A 17,926-nucleotide genomic window follows, 5' to 3' on the forward strand; every position below is an offset into this window, starting at 1 on the left:
TCAAAATGCACCAGAATAAAAACAACACTTACCCCGGTACGGCTGCGCGTCAAAACGTTTTCTGCCGGCGTGGACTAGATCGCCTTGCGAGAGGTCAGCGCGGCACCGATTGTACCATCATCCAGATAATCCAGCTCGCCACCGATAGGAACGCCTTGGGCTAGGGTCGTGATGGAAACGCCCGTACTCTCAAAATCTTGGGCGATATAGTGGGCGGTGGTCTGCCCCTCCATCGTGGTGTTAAGGGCAAGGATCAGTTCGGAGATGCCCTCAGTCGTGATGCGATCACGCAGTTTGGGCAGGTGCAGATCCTCGGGGCCGATATCATCCAGTGGCGACAGGGTGCCCCCCAGCACGTGATAGCGCCCCTTGAACACCTGCGCGCGTTCCATGGCCCACAGATCCGCCACATCCTCGACCACGCAAATCTGGCCCGTCGCCCGCTTGTCAGCCGCGCAAATGGGACAGATATCGGTGGTGCCGATGTTCCCGCAGTTCAGGCAATTGCGTGCCGTTTCAGAGACTTGGGTTAACAGGCGTGCCAAGGGCAGCATCTGTTGGTCCCGCTTTTTCAGCAGGTGCAATACGGCCCGTCGCGCGGATCGGGGCCAAGCCCGGGCAGCTTGGCCATCAGTTCAATCAGCGCCTCAAGGTCCGCCGTGCCGTTGGCCATTTAGAACGGCAGCTTCATGCCGGCGGGCAGGCCCATGCCTTCAGTCAGGGCCTGCATTTCCGATTGGCTTTTCTCGGCGGCCTTGGTCTGGGCGTCCTTGATGGCGGCGAGGATCAGGTCTTCTACGACTTCTTTCTCGTTGGGATCAAAGATCGTGGGGTCGATATCCAGCGCCGTCAGCTCGCCCTTGGCGGTTGCGGTCGCCTTGACAAGGCCAGCGCCGGACTCGCCGGTGACGGTGATCGAGGCCAAGTTCTCCTGCATCTCTGCCATCTTGGTCTGCATTTCCTGGGCTTTTTTCATCATGCCCGCCATGTCGCCAAGTTGGCCTAGTCCTTTTAGCATTGCGCGTCCTATCGTCGTGAGTGCGTGTCAGTTTCACATGACAGACTAGCGGCCCGGCGGCTGGGTCGCAACGGGCGTTCACCATCCTTGCTATCCCGCAATACCGCGCTCGGGCGAAGGTTGATGAATGTCAGTGACGCCTTACCAAAACCGGAGGGGCAGTGCGGCGGGGCATCGAGCCCCTTGCCCTGCGGGAGGGTTCCACCCTCACACTCCCGGGGTATTTCGAACCCAATGAAGGGGCATCAGGTCTTGGGTTTGGGCATGGTCCAAAGGACAGTGCCGATGCATAGGCCAGCGGCTGCAGCGATGGCGGCCCATGGGTGCCCCCGGCAGCCTTCGAGGATTGCGGCGGCGTCAAGGCCCGTGGGGTCCGGTGCAAGCAGGAAGTAGCTGAGGAACGCCCAGATCACGCAGGCGACCATTCCGCCAGAGGCGCTGCGAAAGGCGATGGCCATGGCGGTGGCACCGATTGCAAACAACACTGGCCCTGTTGTGGCAAGGTAGAGCAGTTCGTCCCACGGGGACACCGGGGTCCCGTCCCACGTGGGGCGTTCCTTGTCGCACACTTCGGCCCGTGCTGCCGAGGGCAGCAGCAGGGCCAGCGCTAGCCCTCTTCGAAGGGGTCCCATTCGTCGGGCACCTCTGGCAGGGCGTCGGCTTGGGCCTCGGCGGTGATTTGTTCGGGGGTCTTGATGTCGATGATCTTGGCCCCGGGGAAGGCCGCGAGAACCGCCTGCATCATCGGGTGATCCTGGGCTTGGGCCTGTAGGGCTGCTTCTTCGGCGTCGCGGTCCTCGGCGATGGTGGGTTTGCCGCCCTCCGACACGACTGAAATAGCCCAGCGGTTGCCGGTCCAGCCTTGCAGGCGTTGGCCCAAGCGTTGTGCAAGGTCGGGCGCGGCGTTGGGCGCGGGTTCGAACTCGATCCGACCGGGGGCATAGCTGACCAACCGGACGCCGGTTTCCACCTCGATCAGCAGTTTCACTTCGCGTTTGGTGCGGATCAGGTCCACCACGTGGTCAAAGCTTGCGTAGCGTTCCAACCCCGGCGCGTGTGCAACGGCGGCGGCGAGAGCGGTGCCGGACGCGGCCCTGCGTGCCGTGTTCTGGGCTGCAAGGTCCGGAGGCGCTGCGGATACTGCACCGCCGCCGTTCGGGCCAGCGGGCGCGCGGGCTGGGGCGGCGGTACTGGCCGGGGCCGCGGCCTGCAGTTTGCGGATCAGGTCATCGGGACTTGGCAGGTCAGCCACATGGGTCAGGCGGATGATTGCCATTTCCGCGGCCATCATGGCGTTGGGGGCGGCGGCGACTTCTTCGAGGGCCTTGAGCAGCATCTGCCACATGCGCGTCATGGCGCGCATGGGCAGGGCCTCGGCCATGGCCTGGCCCCGGGTGCGTTCTTCGGGCGCGATGGTGGGGTCATCGGCGGCGTCGGGCGTGATCTGTATCACGCTGACCCAATGGGTGATTTCCGCCAGATCGCGCAGCACCGCCAGCGGGTCGGCCCCGTCGGCGTATTGGGCCGACAGTTCCGACAGGGCGGCGGCGGCCTCTCCCTTCATGATCAGGTCGAACAGGTCCAGCACCCGAGACCGGTCCGCCAGCCCCAGCATGGCGCGGACCTGGATCGCGGTCGTCTCACCGGCGCCGTGGCTGATGGCCTGATCCAGCAGGGACATGGCGTCGCGCACCGACCCTTCGGCGGCGCGGGTGATCAGGGCCAAGGCGTCGTCAGCGATTTCTGCGCCCTCAAGGTCCGCGATTTTGCGCAGATGGGCGATCATCACCTCAGGCTCGATCCGGCGCAGGTCAAACCTTTGGCAGCGCGACAGGACGGTCACGGGGACCTTGCGGATTTCCGTGGTGGCAAAGATGAATTTGACGTGTTCGGGCGGTTCCTCCAACGTCTTGAGCAGGGCGTTGAAGGCAGAGGTGGACAGCATGTGCACCTCGTCGATTATGTAGATCTTATAGCGTGCCGATGCCGCACGATAGTGAACGGAATCAATGATTTCGCGGATATCGCCCACCCCTGTGCGAGAGGCGGCGTCCATTTCCATCACGTCCACATGGCGCCCCTCGGCGATGGCGATGCAGTGTTCGCAGGTCCCGCAGGGATCGGTCGTGGGGCCGCCGGTGCCGTCGGGGCCAATGCAGTTCATCCCCTTGGAAATAATGCGCGCGGTGGTGGTTTTGCCGGTGCCGCGGATGCCCGTCATGATGAAGGCCTGGGCGATGCGATCCGCCTCGAAGGCGTTGCGCAGGGTGCGGACCATGGCCTCCTGGCCGATCAGGTCGGCAAAGGTGGCGGGGCGGTATTTGCGGGCGAGGACCTGATAGGCGGGCTGCTGTGTCATGGCCGCTACGATAGCAGGGTGGGGGCCGGGGTCCAGTGCGTTAGGACGTCAGTTTGGTGGTCAGCATCAAGTTCGTCTCGGACGTCGTCACCCCTTCGTAGCGCCGGATCGCAGTCACAACTTTGTCAAGTTCTTCAAGGGTTTGCGCCCCCAACTCCACGATCAGGTCCCACTTCCCGACGGTGGAATGCACGGCGCGCACAGGGCCCAAGCCGCGTAAGGTGCGGGCGATGCGGTCCAGGCCCCGCCCCTCGATCCCCAGCATCATCATCGCACGGACCGGATGTGTCTGCGTATCCTCGGCCAGAACCACGGAGTACCCCAGTATAACCCCCTGATCTTGCAGCTTTTTCATCCGCGCGCGGATCGTGGCGCGGGTCAGGCCCACCAGCGTTTCAAGGTCCGACAGGGACGCGCGGGCGTTGCGGCGCAGTTCTGCGATGATGGCGCGGTCGTGACTGTCCATATTGATCGCTACGACTCCCGAATTGGATAACTTGCGTCCGATATAGCCAGTTAGAGCCCTATTTTATACCCCGAATTGCGCGGAAAACAGGGGAAAGGAGAGGCCCATGGACAAGCAAAACTGCATATTGGTCGGCGCGCCCGTGGATTGTGGCAAGCGCAGGCGCGGCTGCATGATGGGGCCCGATGCCTATCGCACCGCCGGCCTGACCGAGACCCTGACCGACCTTGGGCACCGGGTCAGCGACCGGGGCAATGTGGCAATCCCGCAACACCCCGAAACCCACCCCGAAAAGCCCCCCGAAACCCACCCCGATAGTCCTCTGCACGCCTTGGCGGAGACGGTGGCCTGGACCCGCGCCCTGACGCAGGCCGCGCAGGCCGCCGCAAGGGACGGGTTCCCGATCTTTCTGGGCGGGGATCACGCCCTGTCCATGGGCACCGTGGCGGGGGTGGCGCAGGCCACGGACAAGCCGCTGTTCGTGCTGTGGCTTGATGCCCATACCGACCTGCACACGCCCGTCACCACGACGTCTGGCAACCTGCATGGCACGTCGCTTGCCTATATCACCGGGGCGCCGGGGTTCGACGCCTTCCCGCCGATGCCGCAGCCGGTGCCATCGGACCGGGTCGCGCTGTTGGGTCTGCGGTCTGTGGACCCGGCGGAACGCGCGACCCTGGCCGCCACGGACATGACGGCCGTGGACATGCGCATGATTGACGAGGGCGGCATTGCCCGTCCCCTGGCCGACTTCCTGGCGCGGGTGGCGCAGGCGGGCGGGGCGCTGCATGTCTCGCTGGATGTAGATTTCCTCGACCCCGGTGTCGCCCCCGCCGTGGGCACCACGGTGCCCGGCGGTGCCACCCTGCGCGAGGCGCATCTGGTCATGGAAATGCTGTGCGACAGCGGCCTTGTGACCTCCCTCGATCTGGTGGAACTGAACCCCTTTCTGGATGAACGCGGCCGCACGGCCAGCCTGATGGTGGATCTGACCGCCTCCCTTTTGGGGCGGCGCGTGTTCGACCGCCCCACACGTCCCTTTTTGCAACGGTGATCCCTATGACCAATCTGCCCTCTGATCTTGCCTATGTCCCCTTTGTCAGCGTCGAGAACATGATGCGCCTGATCCACCACATCGGATTGGAAAACATGTTGCGCGGGCTGGCCGACGCCATCGAGGCCGATTTCAGGCGCTGGCCGCAATTCGACAAGACCCCCCGCGTGGCCAGCCATTCGGCCGAAGGCGTGATCGAACTGATGCCCACCTCGGACGGAGAGGTGTATGGGTTCAAATACGTCAACGGCCACCCCAAGAACACCCGCGACGGCCTGCAAACGGTCACCGCCTTTGGCGTGCTGGCGCAGGTGGACACGGGTTATCCGGTGATGCTGACGGAAATGACGGTGCTGACGGCCCTGCGCACGGCGGCGACCAGCGCCATGGTGGCGCGGCACCTGGCCCCCAAGGGGGCAACGGTCATGGCCATGATCGGCAATGGCGCGCAGTCGGAGTTTCAGGCGCTGGCCATGAAGGCCGTGGTCGGCATCGAGGAAGTGCGCCTGTACGACATCGACCCCGCCGCCACCGCCAAGGCCGTGGGCAACCTGCGGGGACAGGGCATTCGGGTGGTGGCGTGCCAGACCGCCGAACAGGCGATCGAGGGCGCGCAGATCATCACCACCTGCACCGCCGACAAGCAATACGCCACCATCCTGACCGACAACATGGTGGGCGCGGGCGTGCACATCAACGCCATCGGCGGCGACTGCCCGGGCAAGACCGAATTGCACCCGGCGATTCTGGAACGGTCCAGCGTGTTCGTGGAATTCCCCGAACAATCCCGGATCGAGGGCGAGATCCAGCAAATGCCCGCCGATTTCCCCGTCACCGAGATGTGGGAGGTGATCACAGGCGCCGCGCCGGGCCGCACGTCCGATCGGCAGATCACCCTGTTCGACGGGGTGGGCTTTGCGATCGAGGATTTCTCGGCCCTGTGTTACGTGCGGGCGCAGTTGCAGGACACGGGCCTGTTTCAGGCGCTGGACATGCTGGCGGACCCGGACGATCCGCGCGATTTGTTCGGGATGGTGCAGCGGGCGGGGTGATGCGAATTTTCGTACGAAAATTCGATTGGTGCAATTTTTCATGCGAAAAATTAGGAAGCGCGGCGCGGGAAAAGAGGTAGGCCTTGCGCCTGTCGCGCAACGCGCACCACTGCGTGATAAACACGCTCTCGCCAGCATGTGCTTTGCACATGCGACTGCCGCGAACCTGTGCTGGATCTGTTATCTTGCCTGACCCTCTCGACAGGTTTTCTTGCAGAAAACCGTCGGCCGGGCGACGCGCACCGCTTCGCGGTACGCTGGGGTGAGAGGTTGGACATCGACCCAAGTGGGGCTCGTTGTGGCTGCTTCCTTCCGGACCTGACCAGGTTGGCGAGGCACTTGCCCGCGCCAACCCCTCGGCCCTTCACATAGACAGAGTCGCGCCCCGTTGCAAGATCACAGGCAAAACAGGCTGCGTGCCAGGGCGTAGCAGGTCTGCGGGTCGCCCAGCCCGTCCACACCCACCCGGGCATAGACGTAGCGGTCATCGTAGCTGATCGTCGTGGTGCCCCGGATCACGTCCCAACAGGCGTTGGGTTGCAGTTTGCACAGGGTGACCAGCGCCCCGTCCAGCCCCATGTCGGCCAGGTTCACGTCGGTGTTTTGCACCGCTGTCAGGGTCTGGTCCTTCAACAAGGCCTCGACCCCGTCCTGGGTCGGTTTGGTGAACACAAGGGCCAGTGTGGCGGCGATCAGGGCGTAGGCTATGTACTTGAACATGACGTCTGGCTACACCCGGGCCGAACGCGAGGCAAGGGAGCCAGGGGCCATGAAACACGCAGAAACAGTGACCTTTGGGGGCAGCGGTCTGGACCGGGCCGAAGATCTGCGCCGGGACCCGGTGGCGCTGGGTCGCTTGCGTGCGGGGGGCGTGTGCTGCCCCTGTGGCGCGGCAAGGTGGCGATGAACGCCGCCCGGGACGGGTTGGCCTATATCGAGGGGCCGCCCCAAGGTCTGGAGGTGTTTTTGGGCCAAGACGCTCAGGGCGGCATCTGGGCCCGGGATGTGTCGGGTTGGACCGTGGATGGGGCCGATCTGGCGGGCACGGGGTTCAGCGATCCGTCCGAACAGACCCACCGCAACCTGCCCAAGGGGGCCGCCTTTTGCGAGCTGCGCGGCGTGATGACTCAAGTGTCCGCCCGGGACGCCGAACTGGCCGCCACCGCCCGCGCCATGGTAGAATGGCACCGCACCCACAGCCATTGCGCCAACTGCGGCGCGGCCAGTGACGTGACCAAGGCGGGCTGGTCGCGCACCTGCGGGGCCTGTGGGCGGTTCCATTTCCCGCGCACGGACCCGGTGGTCATCATGCTGATCACGCGCGGCAATTCCGTTCTGGTGGGCCGGTCGCCGGGCTGGCCCGAGGGGATGTATTCCCTGCTGGCGGGCTTTGTCGAACCCGGCGAAACCCTGGAGGCCGCGGTGCGCCGCGAGGTCTGGGAAGAAACCGGCGTGCGCGTGGGCGAGGTGGGCTATCTCGCCAGTCAGCCCTGGCCGTTTCCCGCCTCTCTGATGTTTGGCTGCCACGGGCAGGCCACGTCCGAGGCAATCAACATCGACCCCGAAGAGATTGAGGACGCCCTGTGGGTCACACGAGAGGAGATGGCACAGGCGTTTGTCGGCGCCCATCCGGTGATCACCCCGGCGCGCAAAGGGTCCATTGCGCAGTTTCTGCTGGAAAACTGGTTGGCGGATACTTTGCAGTAATCGTTTTGCGGTCTATTCTTAGGGGAACAGGCGAAAGGTGTGGCGATGAAATTCAAGTCCAAGAACGAGGTCGAGGCCCCGATTGAACATGTGTTCGAACACATCCGCACGTCCAATCGCCTGCGAGAGGTGGCGAAAAAACGCAAGGTGAAGGTCACCCGCACGCCCGAGGGGCCGATGGTGCAAGGCACCCGTTGGGACAGCGAGTTCACATTTCGCGGCACCAAGCGGCGCATGACCTTTGCATTGGACCAGTTGATCACGCCCGAGGCGTTTCGGTTTTCCGGCGGGTCGGACGGCATGGACATCTGGGTCAACATCGACCTGCTGCCCCTGACCCCGCACACCTGCCACATGACCATAGAGGTGGAGGCGAAGCCGAAATCCCTTGGCGCGCGTCTGCTGATGCAATCGGCGCGGCTGGCCAAGCGGCGGCTGGAAAAGCGGTTCAAGAACCGCACCGCCAAACTGGCCAAGAAGATCGGCGAAAGCTATCTGGTCGACGCCTAGGCCCCAGGCTACCCTTTGCCGAAATGATCGGGGTCCGCCGGGTAGACGCCCAGCACCTTGATCATGGAGGTGAAATACGCCAACTCCTCCAACGCGCGGGCCACGGCGGGATCGTCCGGGTGGCCTTCGATATCGGCATAAAACTGGGTCGCGGTGAACTGTCCGTCCACCATGTAGCTTTCCAGTTTGGTCATGTTCACCCCATTGGTCGCGAATCCTCCCATGGCCTTGTAAAGGGCCGCCGGGATATTGCGCACGCGGAACACGAAAGTGGTTTTGACCGGGCCGTCGGGTTTTGTCTGCGCCGGGTCCCGGGACATCAACAGGAACCGCGTGGTGTTCTTGTCGTGATCCTCGATGTGACGGGCCAGGACGTTCAGCCCGTAAATCTCCCCCGCCAGTTCGGACGCCAGCGCCGCCGTGCCTGCATCGCCCAAGGCCGCAACGTCCTTGGCCGCGCCCGCCGTGTCGGCGGCAATTTCCGGGCGGATGCCGTTGTCGCGCAGAAAATCCCGGCACTGGCCCAGCAACACCACGTGGGATTGCGCGACCTTGATGTCCTGTAACGCAACACCCGGCAGGGCCAGCAGGTTGATGTGCACGCGCACGAAAGCCTCTGATATGATGTGCAGATCGCTGTCGGGCAGCAGGGAATGGATATCCGCCACGCGCCCGTAGGTGGAGTTTTCCACGGGCAGCATTGCCAGATCCGCGCGCCCGTCCCGTACGGCGTCAATGGCCGATTCGAAAGTCGGGCAGGGCAGGGGGTCGAGGCCCGGCATGGCGTCCCGGCAGGCCTGATGGGAATAGGCGCCAAGCTCTCCTTGGAAGGCAATCCGTCCGGTCATGGCGCTATTTCCTCAAGTTGGGCGTTTCGTCGCGCCATGTACACCTTGCCCTGCATCGGGGAAAGACCCATATACGCGCAAACAAGCGACAGTGAGGCGAACAATGTTCGATACGATGACGATTACGAAAGTTGGCGGCTCCCTCTGTGCGGCGCTGCTGGTGTTTATGCTGGGCGGCTGGGCTGCCGAGGGGCTGTACCATGTGGGCGGCAAACACCACAAAGGCGAAGAGCGCGTGATGGGCTGGAACATCCAAGTTGCCGAGGATGAACCGGGCGAAGTCGAAGAAGTGATCCAAGTCGCATTTGCCGATGTTTACGCTGCTGCCGATGCCGGTGCTGGCGAGCGTCTGTGGCGTCAGTGCCAAGCCTGTCACAAGTTGGAGCCCGGTGCGAACGGCACAGGCCCCTACCTGCACGGTCTGGTCGGTCGTGAAAAGCACATGGCGGACGGCTATGCCTATTCCGACGCCCTGCTGTCCCAAGACGGCGCATGGACGCCCGAGAACATCAGCGCCTTCCTTGAGAACCCACGCGAATACGCCCCCGGCACCAAGATGGCCTACCGTGGCATGGCCGACGTGGAAGATCGTGCGAACCTGATCGCCTACATCGCGACCTTCAACTAAGTCGCCTTGCAAAGCGTCAAAGCCGCCCCCGGGGGCGGCTTTTTTGATTCTGCGCCCTAAATCTTGTCACAGATACGTCAGGTGGGTTGAAGTTTGCGGGCCTTCGTCCTTTTGTGAAGGAAACAAGCGGCCAAGATGCCCGGACAACACGGAGGATTGCAGATGCAGATGACACGCGGTTGGATTGCGACGCTGGCGGCGGGGATGCTGGCCCTGCCTGCGTTGGCCGAGGATATCACGGTCACCCACGCCTACACGAATTTCGGCGCGCCTGTGCATGGGCCCGACATCCCGCATCTGCCTTATGTGAACCCCAATGCCCCCAAGGGCGGTGAAATCAGCCTGTGGTCCCAAGCCAATTTTGACAGTTTCAGCGGCTACACGCGCAAAGGGGTCGAAGAGACGACCCAGCGGTCCCTGATCCCCGAACGCATCCTTGCCAGTGCCGCGGACGACCCCTACGCCGCCTACTGCTATCTGTGCACCACCATGGAATACCCCGCCAGCCGCGACTGGGTGATTTTCAACCTGCGCGATGACGTGACCTTCTCCGACGGGCGCCCTCTGACCGCCGAGGATATCAAGTTCAGCTTTGATCTGGTGATGGAACAGGGGATCACGGAATTCCGCGCCGTCGTGTCCAGTTTTATCGACACGGTCGAGGTGCTGGACACGCACCGCATCAAATTCACCTTCACCGATACGGCCCCGCGCAACGATGTGATCAGCTTTGCCGGTGGGACGACTGCGTTTTCCAAATCGCACTTCGAGGAAAACGCGCTGCGGCTGGATGAAACCCAGAATGTGCCCTTCCTTGGCACCGGGCCGTATGTGTTGGACGAGGTCGATATGGGCCGGTCCGTGACCTATGTGCGTGACCCCGATTGGTGGGGGGCGGATCATCCGTTCAACATCGGACGGTACAATTTCGACAGCGTCCGGGTCGAGGTCTTTGCCGATGCCGCCGCTGCGATGGAGGGGTTCAAGGCGGGCACCTACACCATGCGGATCGAGAACAGCTCTCTGCAATGGGCAACGGCCTATGATTTCCCGGCGCTGGAAAACGGTTTCGTCAAGAAGGAGGAACTGCCCGACGGGTCCATCGGGTCCGCTCAGGGGTTCGTGTTCAACCTCAAGCGCGAGATCTGGCAGGACCCCCGCGTGCGCGATGCGGTCAGCCGGATGTTGAATTTCGAATGGGCGAACGAGACCTTGTTCTACGGTCTGTACAAGCGCCCCGAAAGTTTCTGGCAGAACACCAACCTGCAAGCCCGCGGCCTGCCCGAGGGTGAGGAGTTGGCGCTGTTGACCCGTTTGGTGGACGAAGGTCTGCTGGATGCCGCGATCCTGACCGAAGAGGCGCGCGTGCCCTTTGCCAACCGCGCCTCTGACAACGCGCCCGGTCGTCGGGCGTTTCGCGCAGCCGCAGCGGATCTGGAGGCGGCGGGCTGGGTGTCCGGTCCCGATGGGATCCGCGTGAAGGACGGCCAGACGCTGGACCTTGAAATCCTCAGCTTTTCGCCCGCCTTTGACCGGATCATTAACCCCTACGTGGAAAACCTGAAACGGGCGGGGATCAATGCGCGCCTGAACCGCGTCGACGTCAGCCAGTACATCGAACGCCGCCGCAACGGCGATTGGGACCTGACGACCCATACCCCGACCCAAGGGTACGAGCCGACGATCACCAGCCTGAAACAATGGTTCCATTCCGAGACCGCCGAGGACAGCAGCCGCAACCTGATGGCCCTGCGCGACCCCGGCATCGACGCACTGATCGAGGCGTTTGACGGGGCCGAGACACTGGAACAGGTTGAGGCGCGCGCCCGTGCGCTGGACCGTGCCTTGCGCGCCTATGGCTTCTGGATCCCCCAATGGTTCAAGGACACCCATTGGGTCGCCTATTGGGACCAGTACAGCTATCCCGATCCCCTGCCGCCTTTGGCCTTGGGCACTTTGGACCTGTGGTGGTTCGATGCCGACAAGGCGCAGGCCCTGCGCGATGCGGGTGCCCTGTAAGTGGCGGCCTATATCTTTCGACGTCTGCTGTTGATGATCCCCACGCTGCTGGGGATCATGATCATCAATTTCAGTCTGATCCAGTTCGTGCCCGGTGGCCCCGTGGAACAGGTGCTTGCCAATCTCGAAGGGCAGGGCGACGTACTGGCGGGCATATCCGGGGCCGCCAATGAGTTGGCCGCCGACAGCAGTGGCGAGGGCGGCTATCTCGGCTCCCGCGGCCTGCCCCCCGAGTTCATCGCAGAGCTAGAGGCGCAGTTCGGGTTCGACAAACCGCCCCTTGAACGGTTCCTGACCATGATGTGGGACTACATGCGGTTCGATTTTGGCGAAAGCTATTTCCGGTCCATCAGCGTTGTCGACTTGGTGCTGGAAAAAATGCCTGTGTCCATCACGCTGGGTCTTTGGTCCACGGTGCTGGCCTATCTGATCTCGATCCCCTTGGGCATCCGCAAGGCAGTACGCGACGGGTCCAGCTTTGACACTTGGACCAGCGGGTTGATCATCGTGGCCTATGCCATCCCCGGCTTCCTGTTTGCGATCCTGTTGCTGGTGTTGTTCGCGGGCGGGTCCTACCTGCAATGGTTCCCCCTGCGCGGCCTGACGTCTGATAACTGGGAGGAGTTGTCGGCCATCGGCAAGGTGCTGGACTACCTGTGGCACATCATTCTGCCCGTGACCGCCAGCACGATCGCCGCCTTTGCGACCCTGACCCTGCTGACCAAGAACAGCTTTCTGGACGAGATCAAGAAGCAATACGTGATGACCGCCAAGGCCAAGGGGCTGGCCGAGAACCGCGTGCTGTATGGGCATGTGTTCCGCAACGCGATGTTGATCATCATCAGCGGCTTTCCGGCCCTGTTCGTCGGTGTGTTCTTCGGCGGGTCCTTGATCATCGAGACGATCTTCAGCCTGGACGGTCTGGGCCGCATGGGGTTCGAGGCGACAGTGGCCCGCGACTACCCCGTGATCTTTGGCACGCTGTTCGCCTTTACCCTGATCGGGCTGGTGGTGAACCTGATTTCCGACCTGACCTATGTGTGGATCGACCCGCGCATCGACTTTGCATCGAGGGAGACCTGATATGGCCCTCCTCTCTCCGCTCAACCAACGGCGCTTGCGCAATTTCAAGGCGAACCGGCGGGCGTTTTGGTCGTTCTGGATCTTCGGGGTTTTGTTCGGCCTGACCCTGTGCGCCGAACTGATCGCCAACGACAAACCCCTGTTGGTCAAGTTTGAGGGCGAGTATTACACGCCCTTTCGCACGTTCTATCCCGAAACGGCCTTTGGCGGCGATTTCGCCACCGAGGCTGTGTACAGGGATATCGAGGTGCAATGCCTGATCATATCCGGCGGGCAAGAGACCTGTTTTGACGACCCCGAGGGGGTGATCGAAACGGCCCAATCCCTGCCCGACGCGGGCTGGATCATGTGGCCGATCATCCCCTACAGCTACAACACGGTGAACAACATCGACGGCTCTGCCCCCAGTGCGCCGGACGCCAACCATTGGCTGGGCACGGACGACACGGCGCGGGACGTGCTGGCGCGGGTGATCTATGGGTTCCGGTTGTCGGTCCTGTTTGCGCTGATCGTGACCCTGTTGACCACGGTGATCGGCATCGCGGCGGGGGCGGTGCAGGGATATTTTGGCGGCTGGGTGGACCTGTTGTTCCAACGCTTGATCGAGATTTGGGGATCCACCCCCAGCCTGTACATCATCATTATTGTGGCGGCGATCATCCCCATGAACTTCTGGCTGTTGGTCGGGCTGACGGTCCTGTTCGGCTGGACCGTGCTGGTGGGTGTGGTGCGTGCGGAATTCCTGCGCGCGCGGAACTTCGAATATGTCCGCGCGGCCCGCGCCTTGGGCGTCAGCAATGCCACCATCATGTTCCGCCACGTCCTGCCCAACGCCATGGTCGCCACGATCACCATGCTGCCGTTCATCGTGACGGGGGCCATTGGGGGGCTGGCGACGCTGGATTTCCTCGGGTTCGGTCTGCCGTCCTCTGCTCCGTCCCTGGGCGAGCTGACGTTGCAAGCCAAGCAGAACCTGCAGGCGCCATGGCTGGCCTTTACGGCATTTTTCACCTTTGCGATCATGCTGTCGCTGCTGGTGTTCGTGTTCGAAGGGGTGCGCGATGCGTTCGACCCCAGAAAGACCTTTTCATGAGCCTTCTGTCGATCAAAGACCTTAGCATCGGGTTCCGCCAAGACGGTGGTGTTTCCCAAGCCGTGCGTGGCGTCAGCTTTGACGTGGCCCAGGGGGAAACCGTAGCGTTGGTGGGGGAATCCGGGTCGGGCAAATCCGTGACCGCCCTGTCCACCGTGTCCCTGTTGCCGGAGTCTGCCGACGTGTCGGGATCCATCACCTATGGCGGCACGGAAATGGTCGGCGCGTCCGAGGCGGATTTGCGCCGGGTGCGTGGCAACGACATCAGCTTTATCTTTCAGGAACCGATGACGTCCCTGAACCCGCTGCACACCATCGAAAAGCAGATCGTCGAAAGCCTGGCCCTGCACCAGGACCTGACGGGCGATGCGGCGCGGGACAGGGTGATCGAGCTTTTGACCCAAGTGGGCATCCATGATCCCGAAAGCCGCCTGTCGGCCTATCCGCACCAACTGTCCGGCGGGCAGCGCCAGCGGGTGATGATCGCCATGGCGCTGGCCAATGGGCCGGAATTGCTGATCGCTGATGAACCCACGACCGCGCTGGACGTGACCATTCAGGCGCAAATCCTCGATTTGCTGGCGGATCTGAAACGGGACATGGGCATGAGCCTTTTGTTCATCACCCATGACTTGGGCGTTGTGCGCAAGATCGCCGATCGGGTCTGTGTGATGAAGAACGGCGAGATCGTGGAAACCGGCCCCACGGCCGAGATTTTCGCCAATCCCCAGCATCCCTACACCAAGACCCTGCTGGCCGCCGAACCCTCGGGCACGCCGGACGCGCCGCCTGCGGGGGCGAGGTGATGGTGGAAACGGACGCCCTGCGCATCTGGTTCCCGATCACGGCGGGGTTCCTGCGCCGCACCGTGGGGCACGTGAAGGCCGTCAACGCCGCCACCCTGTCTATCCGCGCGGGCGAAACCATCGGCATCGTGGGCGAAAGCGGGTCCGGCAAGACGACGCTTGCGCTGGCGATCATGCGCCTTGTGTCCAGCGAGGGGCCGATCCGGTTCATGGGGCAAGACATTCAGGGCTGGAAATCGAAACAGCTGCGGTCCTTGCGCAAGGACATGCAGATCGTGTTCCAAGACCCCTATGGGTCCTTGTCCCCGCGCATGACCATTGCGCAGATCGTGGCCGAAGGGCTGTCGGTCCATGATCTGGGCGACGGGCGCTCGGACCGCGAATTGGTGGCAGAGATCCTGACCGAAGTGGGTCTTGATCCGTCCATGATGGACCGTTACCCGCACGAGTTTTCCGGGGGTCAGCGGCAGCGCATCGCCATCGCGCGGGCCATGATCCTGCGGCCCAAGCTGGTGGTGCTGGACGAACCGACATCGGCCCTGGACATGACCGTGCAGGTGCAGATCGTCGATCTGCTGCGGGATTTGCAAAAGAAATACGGGCTGGCCTATCTGTTCATCAGCCACGACCTAAAGGTCGTGCGCGCCCTGTCGCACAAGGTGATGGTGATGAAGCGCGGCGATATCGTCGAGGCGGGGGATGCGGGGCAGATCTTTGACGCGCCGCAAACCGAATATACCCGGGCCTTGATGGCCGCGGCCTTTGACATGAAGGCCGCAGAGATTGTCAAAGAGGCCTAGAAGGCCGCCGAGTGGCTGCCGGCCTCCATGTCGTAGGCGTCAAAGGCGCGGGCGATCATGCGGCACAGGGCCTGGCCCTCTGGCTTGATCTCGAACCCGGCGGGTGTGACGTCCACAGCCCCGGCAAACTTGGTCGCAGCCTCGGCGAACAGCATGTCCAGAAGGGCAGCATCCGCCCCCATGGCCAGCATCTCCGCCCGATCGATCCGCCAATCGCACATCAGCGTTTCGATCATGCGCGACCGGATGATGTCGTCCTTGGTGAAGGCATGCCCGCGCGCGGTGGTGAATTCGCCCGCCCGCGCTGCCTTTTGGTATTTGGCCGTGGCACTTTCGTTCTGGGCATAACCCTGCGGAAAGCGCGAGATGGACGACGCGCCCAACCCGATCAACACATCACAGGTGTCATCGGTGTAGCCTTGGAAGTTGCGGCGCAGATGCCCTGTCTTCGCGGCCTTGGCCAGCGAATCTGTGGGGCGGGCGAAATGGTCGATGCCAATCGTCTCGTACCCGTCCCACGCGAACAGGCGGCGCGCGGTGTTGAACAGATTAACGCGTTCCTCGGGCGTGGGCAGTTGATCCGTGGGGATCAGGCTTTGGCGCCGCGCCATCCAAGGCACGTGGGCATAGCCGTACAATGCCACCCGGTCCGGGGACAGGGACAGCAATTGCTGCACGGAATGGGACAGGCGTTCGCGAGTCTGCATGGGCAGGCCAAACAGAATATCAGCGTTCAGGCTGTTGACCCCGACGGCGCGCAGGCCTTGCACGGCGGCCTCTGTCACCTCGTAGGATTGTTCGCGGCCAATGATCTCTTGGATTTTTGGATCAAAGTCCTGCACCCCAATAGAGGCGCGGTTCATCCCGATCGCCGCCAGCGCGTCGAGGCGTGCGGCATCAATCTCGTTTGGATCTATTTCGACCGAGAATTCAGCGTCTTCCGCGAATGGCAGCATATCATGCAGCGCCTTGCCCAGTTTCAGGATCAGATCCGGTGACAACAGGGTGGGCGTACCGCCGCCCCAATGGAGGCGTTGCAGGCTGACGCCTTGGGGCAGGGTGGCGCGTAGGGTTTTGATTTCTTCCAGCAGGGTGTCCACATAGGTGACGACCGGATCGTTGCTGCTGACACCTTGGGTGCGGCAGGCGCAGAACCAGCACAGGCGGCGGCAAAAGGGAACGTGCAAGTAGACGGACACCTTCGAACCGCGGGGGATTGCGGTGACCCAAGACTTGAATGTGTCGGGGCCTACGTTGCCTGCAAACTTTGTCGAGGGCGGGTAGCTGGTATAGCGCGGGACTTTTGCATCAAAAAGTCCGTATCGCTTGAGTTGTATTTGATCCATCATAAGCCTACACTGAAGGCGGGGAGCGGTTTCGGCTTTGATCGAGATCAACTTGAAAGACCAAAATGACCCGCAGTGTCACCATACCTAAGGCTGCGCACCAGGATTGTAGTGATTGCCCGATCAGACATCGGGCGGTGTGTGCAAGGTGTGAGAACGACGAGCTAGAGCGGCTTGAAGCGATAAAGTACTACCGTACCTTCGAGGCCGGGCAGCAAATCGCCTGGGCCGGAGAGCGGCTGGACTTTGTGGCGTCGGTCGTTGACGGCGTTGCGACGCTGACCCAGACCATGGAAGACGGGCGCCGTCAGATGGTGGGCTTGCTGTTGCCGTCTGATTTCCTGGGTCGGCCAAATCGTCCGCGCGCCGCATATGATGTGGTTGCCACGACGGATGTAACCTTGTGCTGTTTCCGCCATGCGCCGTTTGGTGAGTTGTTGCACGACGTGCCCCATATCTCCCAACGGCTGTTGGAGATGACACTGGACGAGCTTGACGCCGCCCGGGAATGGATGCTGTTGCTGGGTCGCAAGACGGCGCGGGAAAAGATTGCCAGTCTGCTGTCCATTATCGCTCGGCGCGATGCAGCGTTGCAGGGGGGCATGACCAGTGGCACGCAAGTGGCATTCGATCTGCCCCTGACGCGCGAGGCGATGGCCGATTATCTGGGCCTGACCTTGGAAACCGTAAGCCGTCAAATGTCCGCTCTCAAGAAGGACGGTGTGATCCAACTGCAGGGCAAGCGGCATATCATCGTTCCTGATTTTAACAGGTTGATGGAAGAATCGGGCGACGACAACGACGGTGGGTTCGAAGTCTAGTCCTGTTCCACTTTGCCTGTGACATCTGGTCCCCCATCTGCGGAGCGGGGGGCCTTTAAGCGTTTTGCAGGACTGGCCTTTTAGGGGTAAGGCCATAGCATGGCCCCCAGATAAACTAATATTTACAATATCTTAGAGGTGATGGGCGTTCTGTTGAACCTTGCGCTGTTCTTATTCTTTGTCGTGGCCCCCTTTCTGGGTTCCATGGTCGCTCTTTGACTTGGATCAAGGTTCGCGACCGCGCCTTTCGCCATCTCTGACCCATAGACAAAAGCCCGAACCCCCGAATTCACGGGGGGCAGGGCACTACAAAAGG

The 17,926-nt window shown here is 62.5% G+C and carries 15 protein-coding genes, 1 other RNA gene and 3 pseudogenes; 10 read left to right on the forward strand and 9 right to left on the reverse strand.

What is annotated here, in order from left to right:
- Positions 1-74: 74 nt before the first annotated feature.
- From recR to ACZ1G0_RS02525, 5 genes and pseudogenes are all read right to left on the reverse strand, one after another.
- Positions 75-673: pseudogene (gene recR, locus ACZ1G0_RS02505) on the reverse strand (recombination mediator RecR).
- The gene (locus ACZ1G0_RS02510) at positions 674-1,018 is read right to left on the reverse strand and encodes a YbaB/EbfC family nucleoid-associated protein (protein WP_472735494.1); all 345 of its coding nucleotides are present in this window, start codon (positions 1,016-1,018) and stop codon (positions 674-676) included.
- A 245-nt stretch (positions 1,019-1,263) separates the two neighbouring features.
- Positions 1,264-1,650 carry a hypothetical protein gene (locus ACZ1G0_RS02515; protein ID WP_472735495.1) on the reverse strand — a complete coding sequence of 129 codons (387 nt, stop codon included), beginning with the start codon at positions 1,648-1,650 and terminating at the stop codon, positions 1,264-1,266.
- Entirely contained in the window at positions 1,626-3,377 is a 1,752-nt protein-coding gene (locus ACZ1G0_RS02520; RefSeq protein ID WP_472735496.1) for a DNA polymerase III subunit gamma/tau, read from the reverse strand. The genes ACZ1G0_RS02515 and ACZ1G0_RS02520 overlap by 25 nt, the downstream gene beginning before the upstream one ends.
- A 40-nt stretch (positions 3,378-3,417) precedes the next feature.
- Entirely contained in the window at positions 3,418-3,843 is a 426-nt protein-coding gene (locus tag ACZ1G0_RS02525) for an Lrp/AsnC family transcriptional regulator (RefSeq protein ID WP_472735497.1), read from the reverse strand.
- Positions 3,844-3,949: 106 nt separating this feature from the next.
- On the opposite strand from ACZ1G0_RS02525, the gene rocF reads away from it, so the two are divergent.
- Positions 3,950-4,897 carry an arginase gene (gene rocF, locus ACZ1G0_RS02530; RefSeq protein ID WP_472735498.1) on the forward strand — a complete coding sequence of 316 codons (948 nt, stop codon included), beginning with the start codon at positions 3,950-3,952 and terminating at the stop codon, positions 4,895-4,897.
- A gap of 5 nt (positions 4,898-4,902) precedes the next feature.
- Positions 4,903-5,949 (forward strand): ornithine cyclodeaminase, encoded by a 1,047-nt coding sequence (locus ACZ1G0_RS02535; RefSeq protein ID WP_472735499.1) that lies wholly within the window; start codon positions 4,903-4,905, stop codon positions 5,947-5,949.
- Between the two features lie 260 nt (positions 5,950-6,209).
- Here ACZ1G0_RS02535 and ffs read toward each other — a convergent pair.
- Both ffs and ACZ1G0_RS02545 read right to left on the reverse strand, forming a co-directional pair.
- Positions 6,210-6,308, reverse strand: an RNA gene (gene ffs / locus ACZ1G0_RS02540) — signal recognition particle sRNA small type.
- Positions 6,309-6,345: 37 nt separating this feature from the next.
- The gene (locus ACZ1G0_RS02545) at positions 6,346-6,669 is read right to left on the reverse strand and encodes a hypothetical protein (protein ID WP_472735500.1); all 324 of its coding nucleotides are present in this window, start codon (positions 6,667-6,669) and stop codon (positions 6,346-6,348) included.
- Between the two features lie 49 nt (positions 6,670-6,718).
- On the opposite strand from ACZ1G0_RS02545, the pseudogene nudC reads away from it, so the two are divergent.
- Together nudC and ACZ1G0_RS02555 are read left to right on the forward strand one after the other, a co-directional pair.
- Positions 6,719-7,656: pseudogene (gene nudC, locus ACZ1G0_RS02550) on the forward strand (NAD(+) diphosphatase).
- Between the two features lie 45 nt (positions 7,657-7,701).
- Positions 7,702-8,166 (forward strand): SRPBCC family protein, encoded by a 465-nt coding sequence (locus ACZ1G0_RS02555; protein ID WP_472735501.1) that lies wholly within the window; start codon positions 7,702-7,704, stop codon positions 8,164-8,166.
- 8 nt (positions 8,167-8,174) lie between these two features.
- Here ACZ1G0_RS02555 and ACZ1G0_RS02560 read toward each other — a convergent pair whose 3' ends face one another.
- Entirely contained in the window at positions 8,175-9,014 is an 840-nt protein-coding gene (locus ACZ1G0_RS02560; RefSeq protein ID WP_472735502.1) for a prephenate dehydratase, read from the reverse strand.
- Between the two features lie 103 nt (positions 9,015-9,117).
- Between ACZ1G0_RS02560 and ACZ1G0_RS02565 the strand changes: the two genes are divergently transcribed.
- The 5 genes and pseudogenes from ACZ1G0_RS02565 (at position 9,118) to ACZ1G0_RS02585 (ending at position 15,443) form a co-directional block, all read left to right on the forward strand.
- Positions 9,118-9,642, forward strand: a complete 525-nt coding sequence (locus ACZ1G0_RS02565) for a c-type cytochrome (protein ID WP_472735503.1) — start codon at positions 9,118-9,120, stop codon at positions 9,640-9,642.
- Positions 9,643-9,804: 162 nt separating this feature from the next.
- Positions 9,805-11,661, forward strand: a complete 1,857-nt coding sequence (locus tag ACZ1G0_RS02570) for an extracellular solute-binding protein (protein WP_472735504.1) — start codon at positions 9,805-9,807, stop codon at positions 11,659-11,661.
- Positions 11,662-12,744 carry a microcin C ABC transporter permease YejB gene (locus ACZ1G0_RS02575; protein ID WP_472735505.1) on the forward strand — a complete coding sequence of 361 codons (1,083 nt, stop codon included), beginning with the start codon at positions 11,662-11,664 and terminating at the stop codon, positions 12,742-12,744.
- A 1-nt stretch (position 12,745) separates the two neighbouring features.
- A complete protein-coding gene (locus ACZ1G0_RS02580; RefSeq protein WP_472735506.1) occupies positions 12,746-13,837 on the forward strand; it encodes an ABC transporter permease in 1,092 nt (363 codons plus the stop codon).
- A pseudogene (locus tag ACZ1G0_RS02585) lies at positions 13,834-15,443 on the forward strand (ABC transporter ATP-binding protein). The gene ACZ1G0_RS02580 and the pseudogene ACZ1G0_RS02585 overlap by 4 nt, the downstream one beginning before the upstream one ends.
- On the opposite strand, the gene hemN reads toward ACZ1G0_RS02585, so the two are convergent.
- Positions 15,440-16,792, reverse strand: coding sequence for an oxygen-independent coproporphyrinogen III oxidase (gene hemN / locus ACZ1G0_RS02590; RefSeq protein ID WP_472735507.1), 1,353 nt, complete (start codon positions 16,790-16,792; stop codon positions 15,440-15,442). The pseudogene ACZ1G0_RS02585 and the gene hemN overlap by 4 nt on opposite strands.
- 62 nt (positions 16,793-16,854) lie before the next feature.
- On the opposite strand from hemN, the gene fnrL reads away from it, so the two are divergent.
- Positions 16,855-17,610 (forward strand): transcriptional regulator FnrL, encoded by a 756-nt coding sequence (gene fnrL / locus ACZ1G0_RS02595; RefSeq protein WP_472735508.1) that lies wholly within the window; start codon positions 16,855-16,857, stop codon positions 17,608-17,610.
- The last annotated feature ends 316 nt before the right edge of the window (positions 17,611-17,926 follow it).

Source organism: Thalassobacter sp. HA4-2, from assembly GCF_055693705.1.

Excerpts from the sequence above, each read along its gene's own strand:
- ACZ1G0_RS02580 (WP_472735506.1), top strand. The coding sequence starts at position 12,746 with ATGGCCCTCCTCTCTCCGCTCAACCAACGGCGCTTGCGCAATTTCAAG.
- ACZ1G0_RS02565 (WP_472735503.1), top strand. The coding sequence starts at position 9,118 with ATGTTCGATACGATGACGATTACGAAAGTTGGCGGCTCCCTCTGTGCG.
- ACZ1G0_RS02520 (WP_472735496.1), bottom strand. The coding sequence starts at position 3,377 with ATGACACAGCAGCCCGCCTATCAGGTCCTCGCCCGCAAATACCGCCCC.
- rocF (WP_472735498.1), top strand. The coding sequence starts at position 3,950 with ATGGACAAGCAAAACTGCATATTGGTCGGCGCGCCCGTGGATTGTGGC.
- fnrL (WP_472735508.1), top strand. The coding sequence starts at position 16,855 with ATGACCCGCAGTGTCACCATACCTAAGGCTGCGCACCAGGATTGTAGT.
- ACZ1G0_RS02510 (WP_472735494.1), bottom strand. The coding sequence starts at position 1,018 with ATGCTAAAAGGACTAGGCCAACTTGGCGACATGGCGGGCATGATGAAA.
- ACZ1G0_RS02525 (WP_472735497.1), bottom strand. The coding sequence starts at position 3,843 with ATGGACAGTCACGACCGCGCCATCATCGCAGAACTGCGCCGCAACGCC.
- ACZ1G0_RS02545 (WP_472735500.1), bottom strand. The coding sequence starts at position 6,669 with ATGTTCAAGTACATAGCCTACGCCCTGATCGCCGCCACACTGGCCCTT.
- ACZ1G0_RS02560 (WP_472735502.1), bottom strand. The coding sequence starts at position 9,014 with ATGACCGGACGGATTGCCTTCCAAGGAGAGCTTGGCGCCTATTCCCAT.
- ACZ1G0_RS02570 (WP_472735504.1), top strand. The coding sequence starts at position 9,805 with ATGCAGATGACACGCGGTTGGATTGCGACGCTGGCGGCGGGGATGCTG.
- hemN (WP_472735507.1), bottom strand. The coding sequence starts at position 16,792 with ATGATGGATCAAATACAACTCAAGCGATACGGACTTTTTGATGCAAAA.
- ACZ1G0_RS02535 (WP_472735499.1), top strand. The coding sequence starts at position 4,903 with ATGACCAATCTGCCCTCTGATCTTGCCTATGTCCCCTTTGTCAGCGTC.
- ACZ1G0_RS02515 (WP_472735495.1), bottom strand. The coding sequence starts at position 1,650 with ATGGGACCCCTTCGAAGAGGGCTAGCGCTGGCCCTGCTGCTGCCCTCG.
- ACZ1G0_RS02555 (WP_472735501.1), top strand. The coding sequence starts at position 7,702 with ATGAAATTCAAGTCCAAGAACGAGGTCGAGGCCCCGATTGAACATGTG.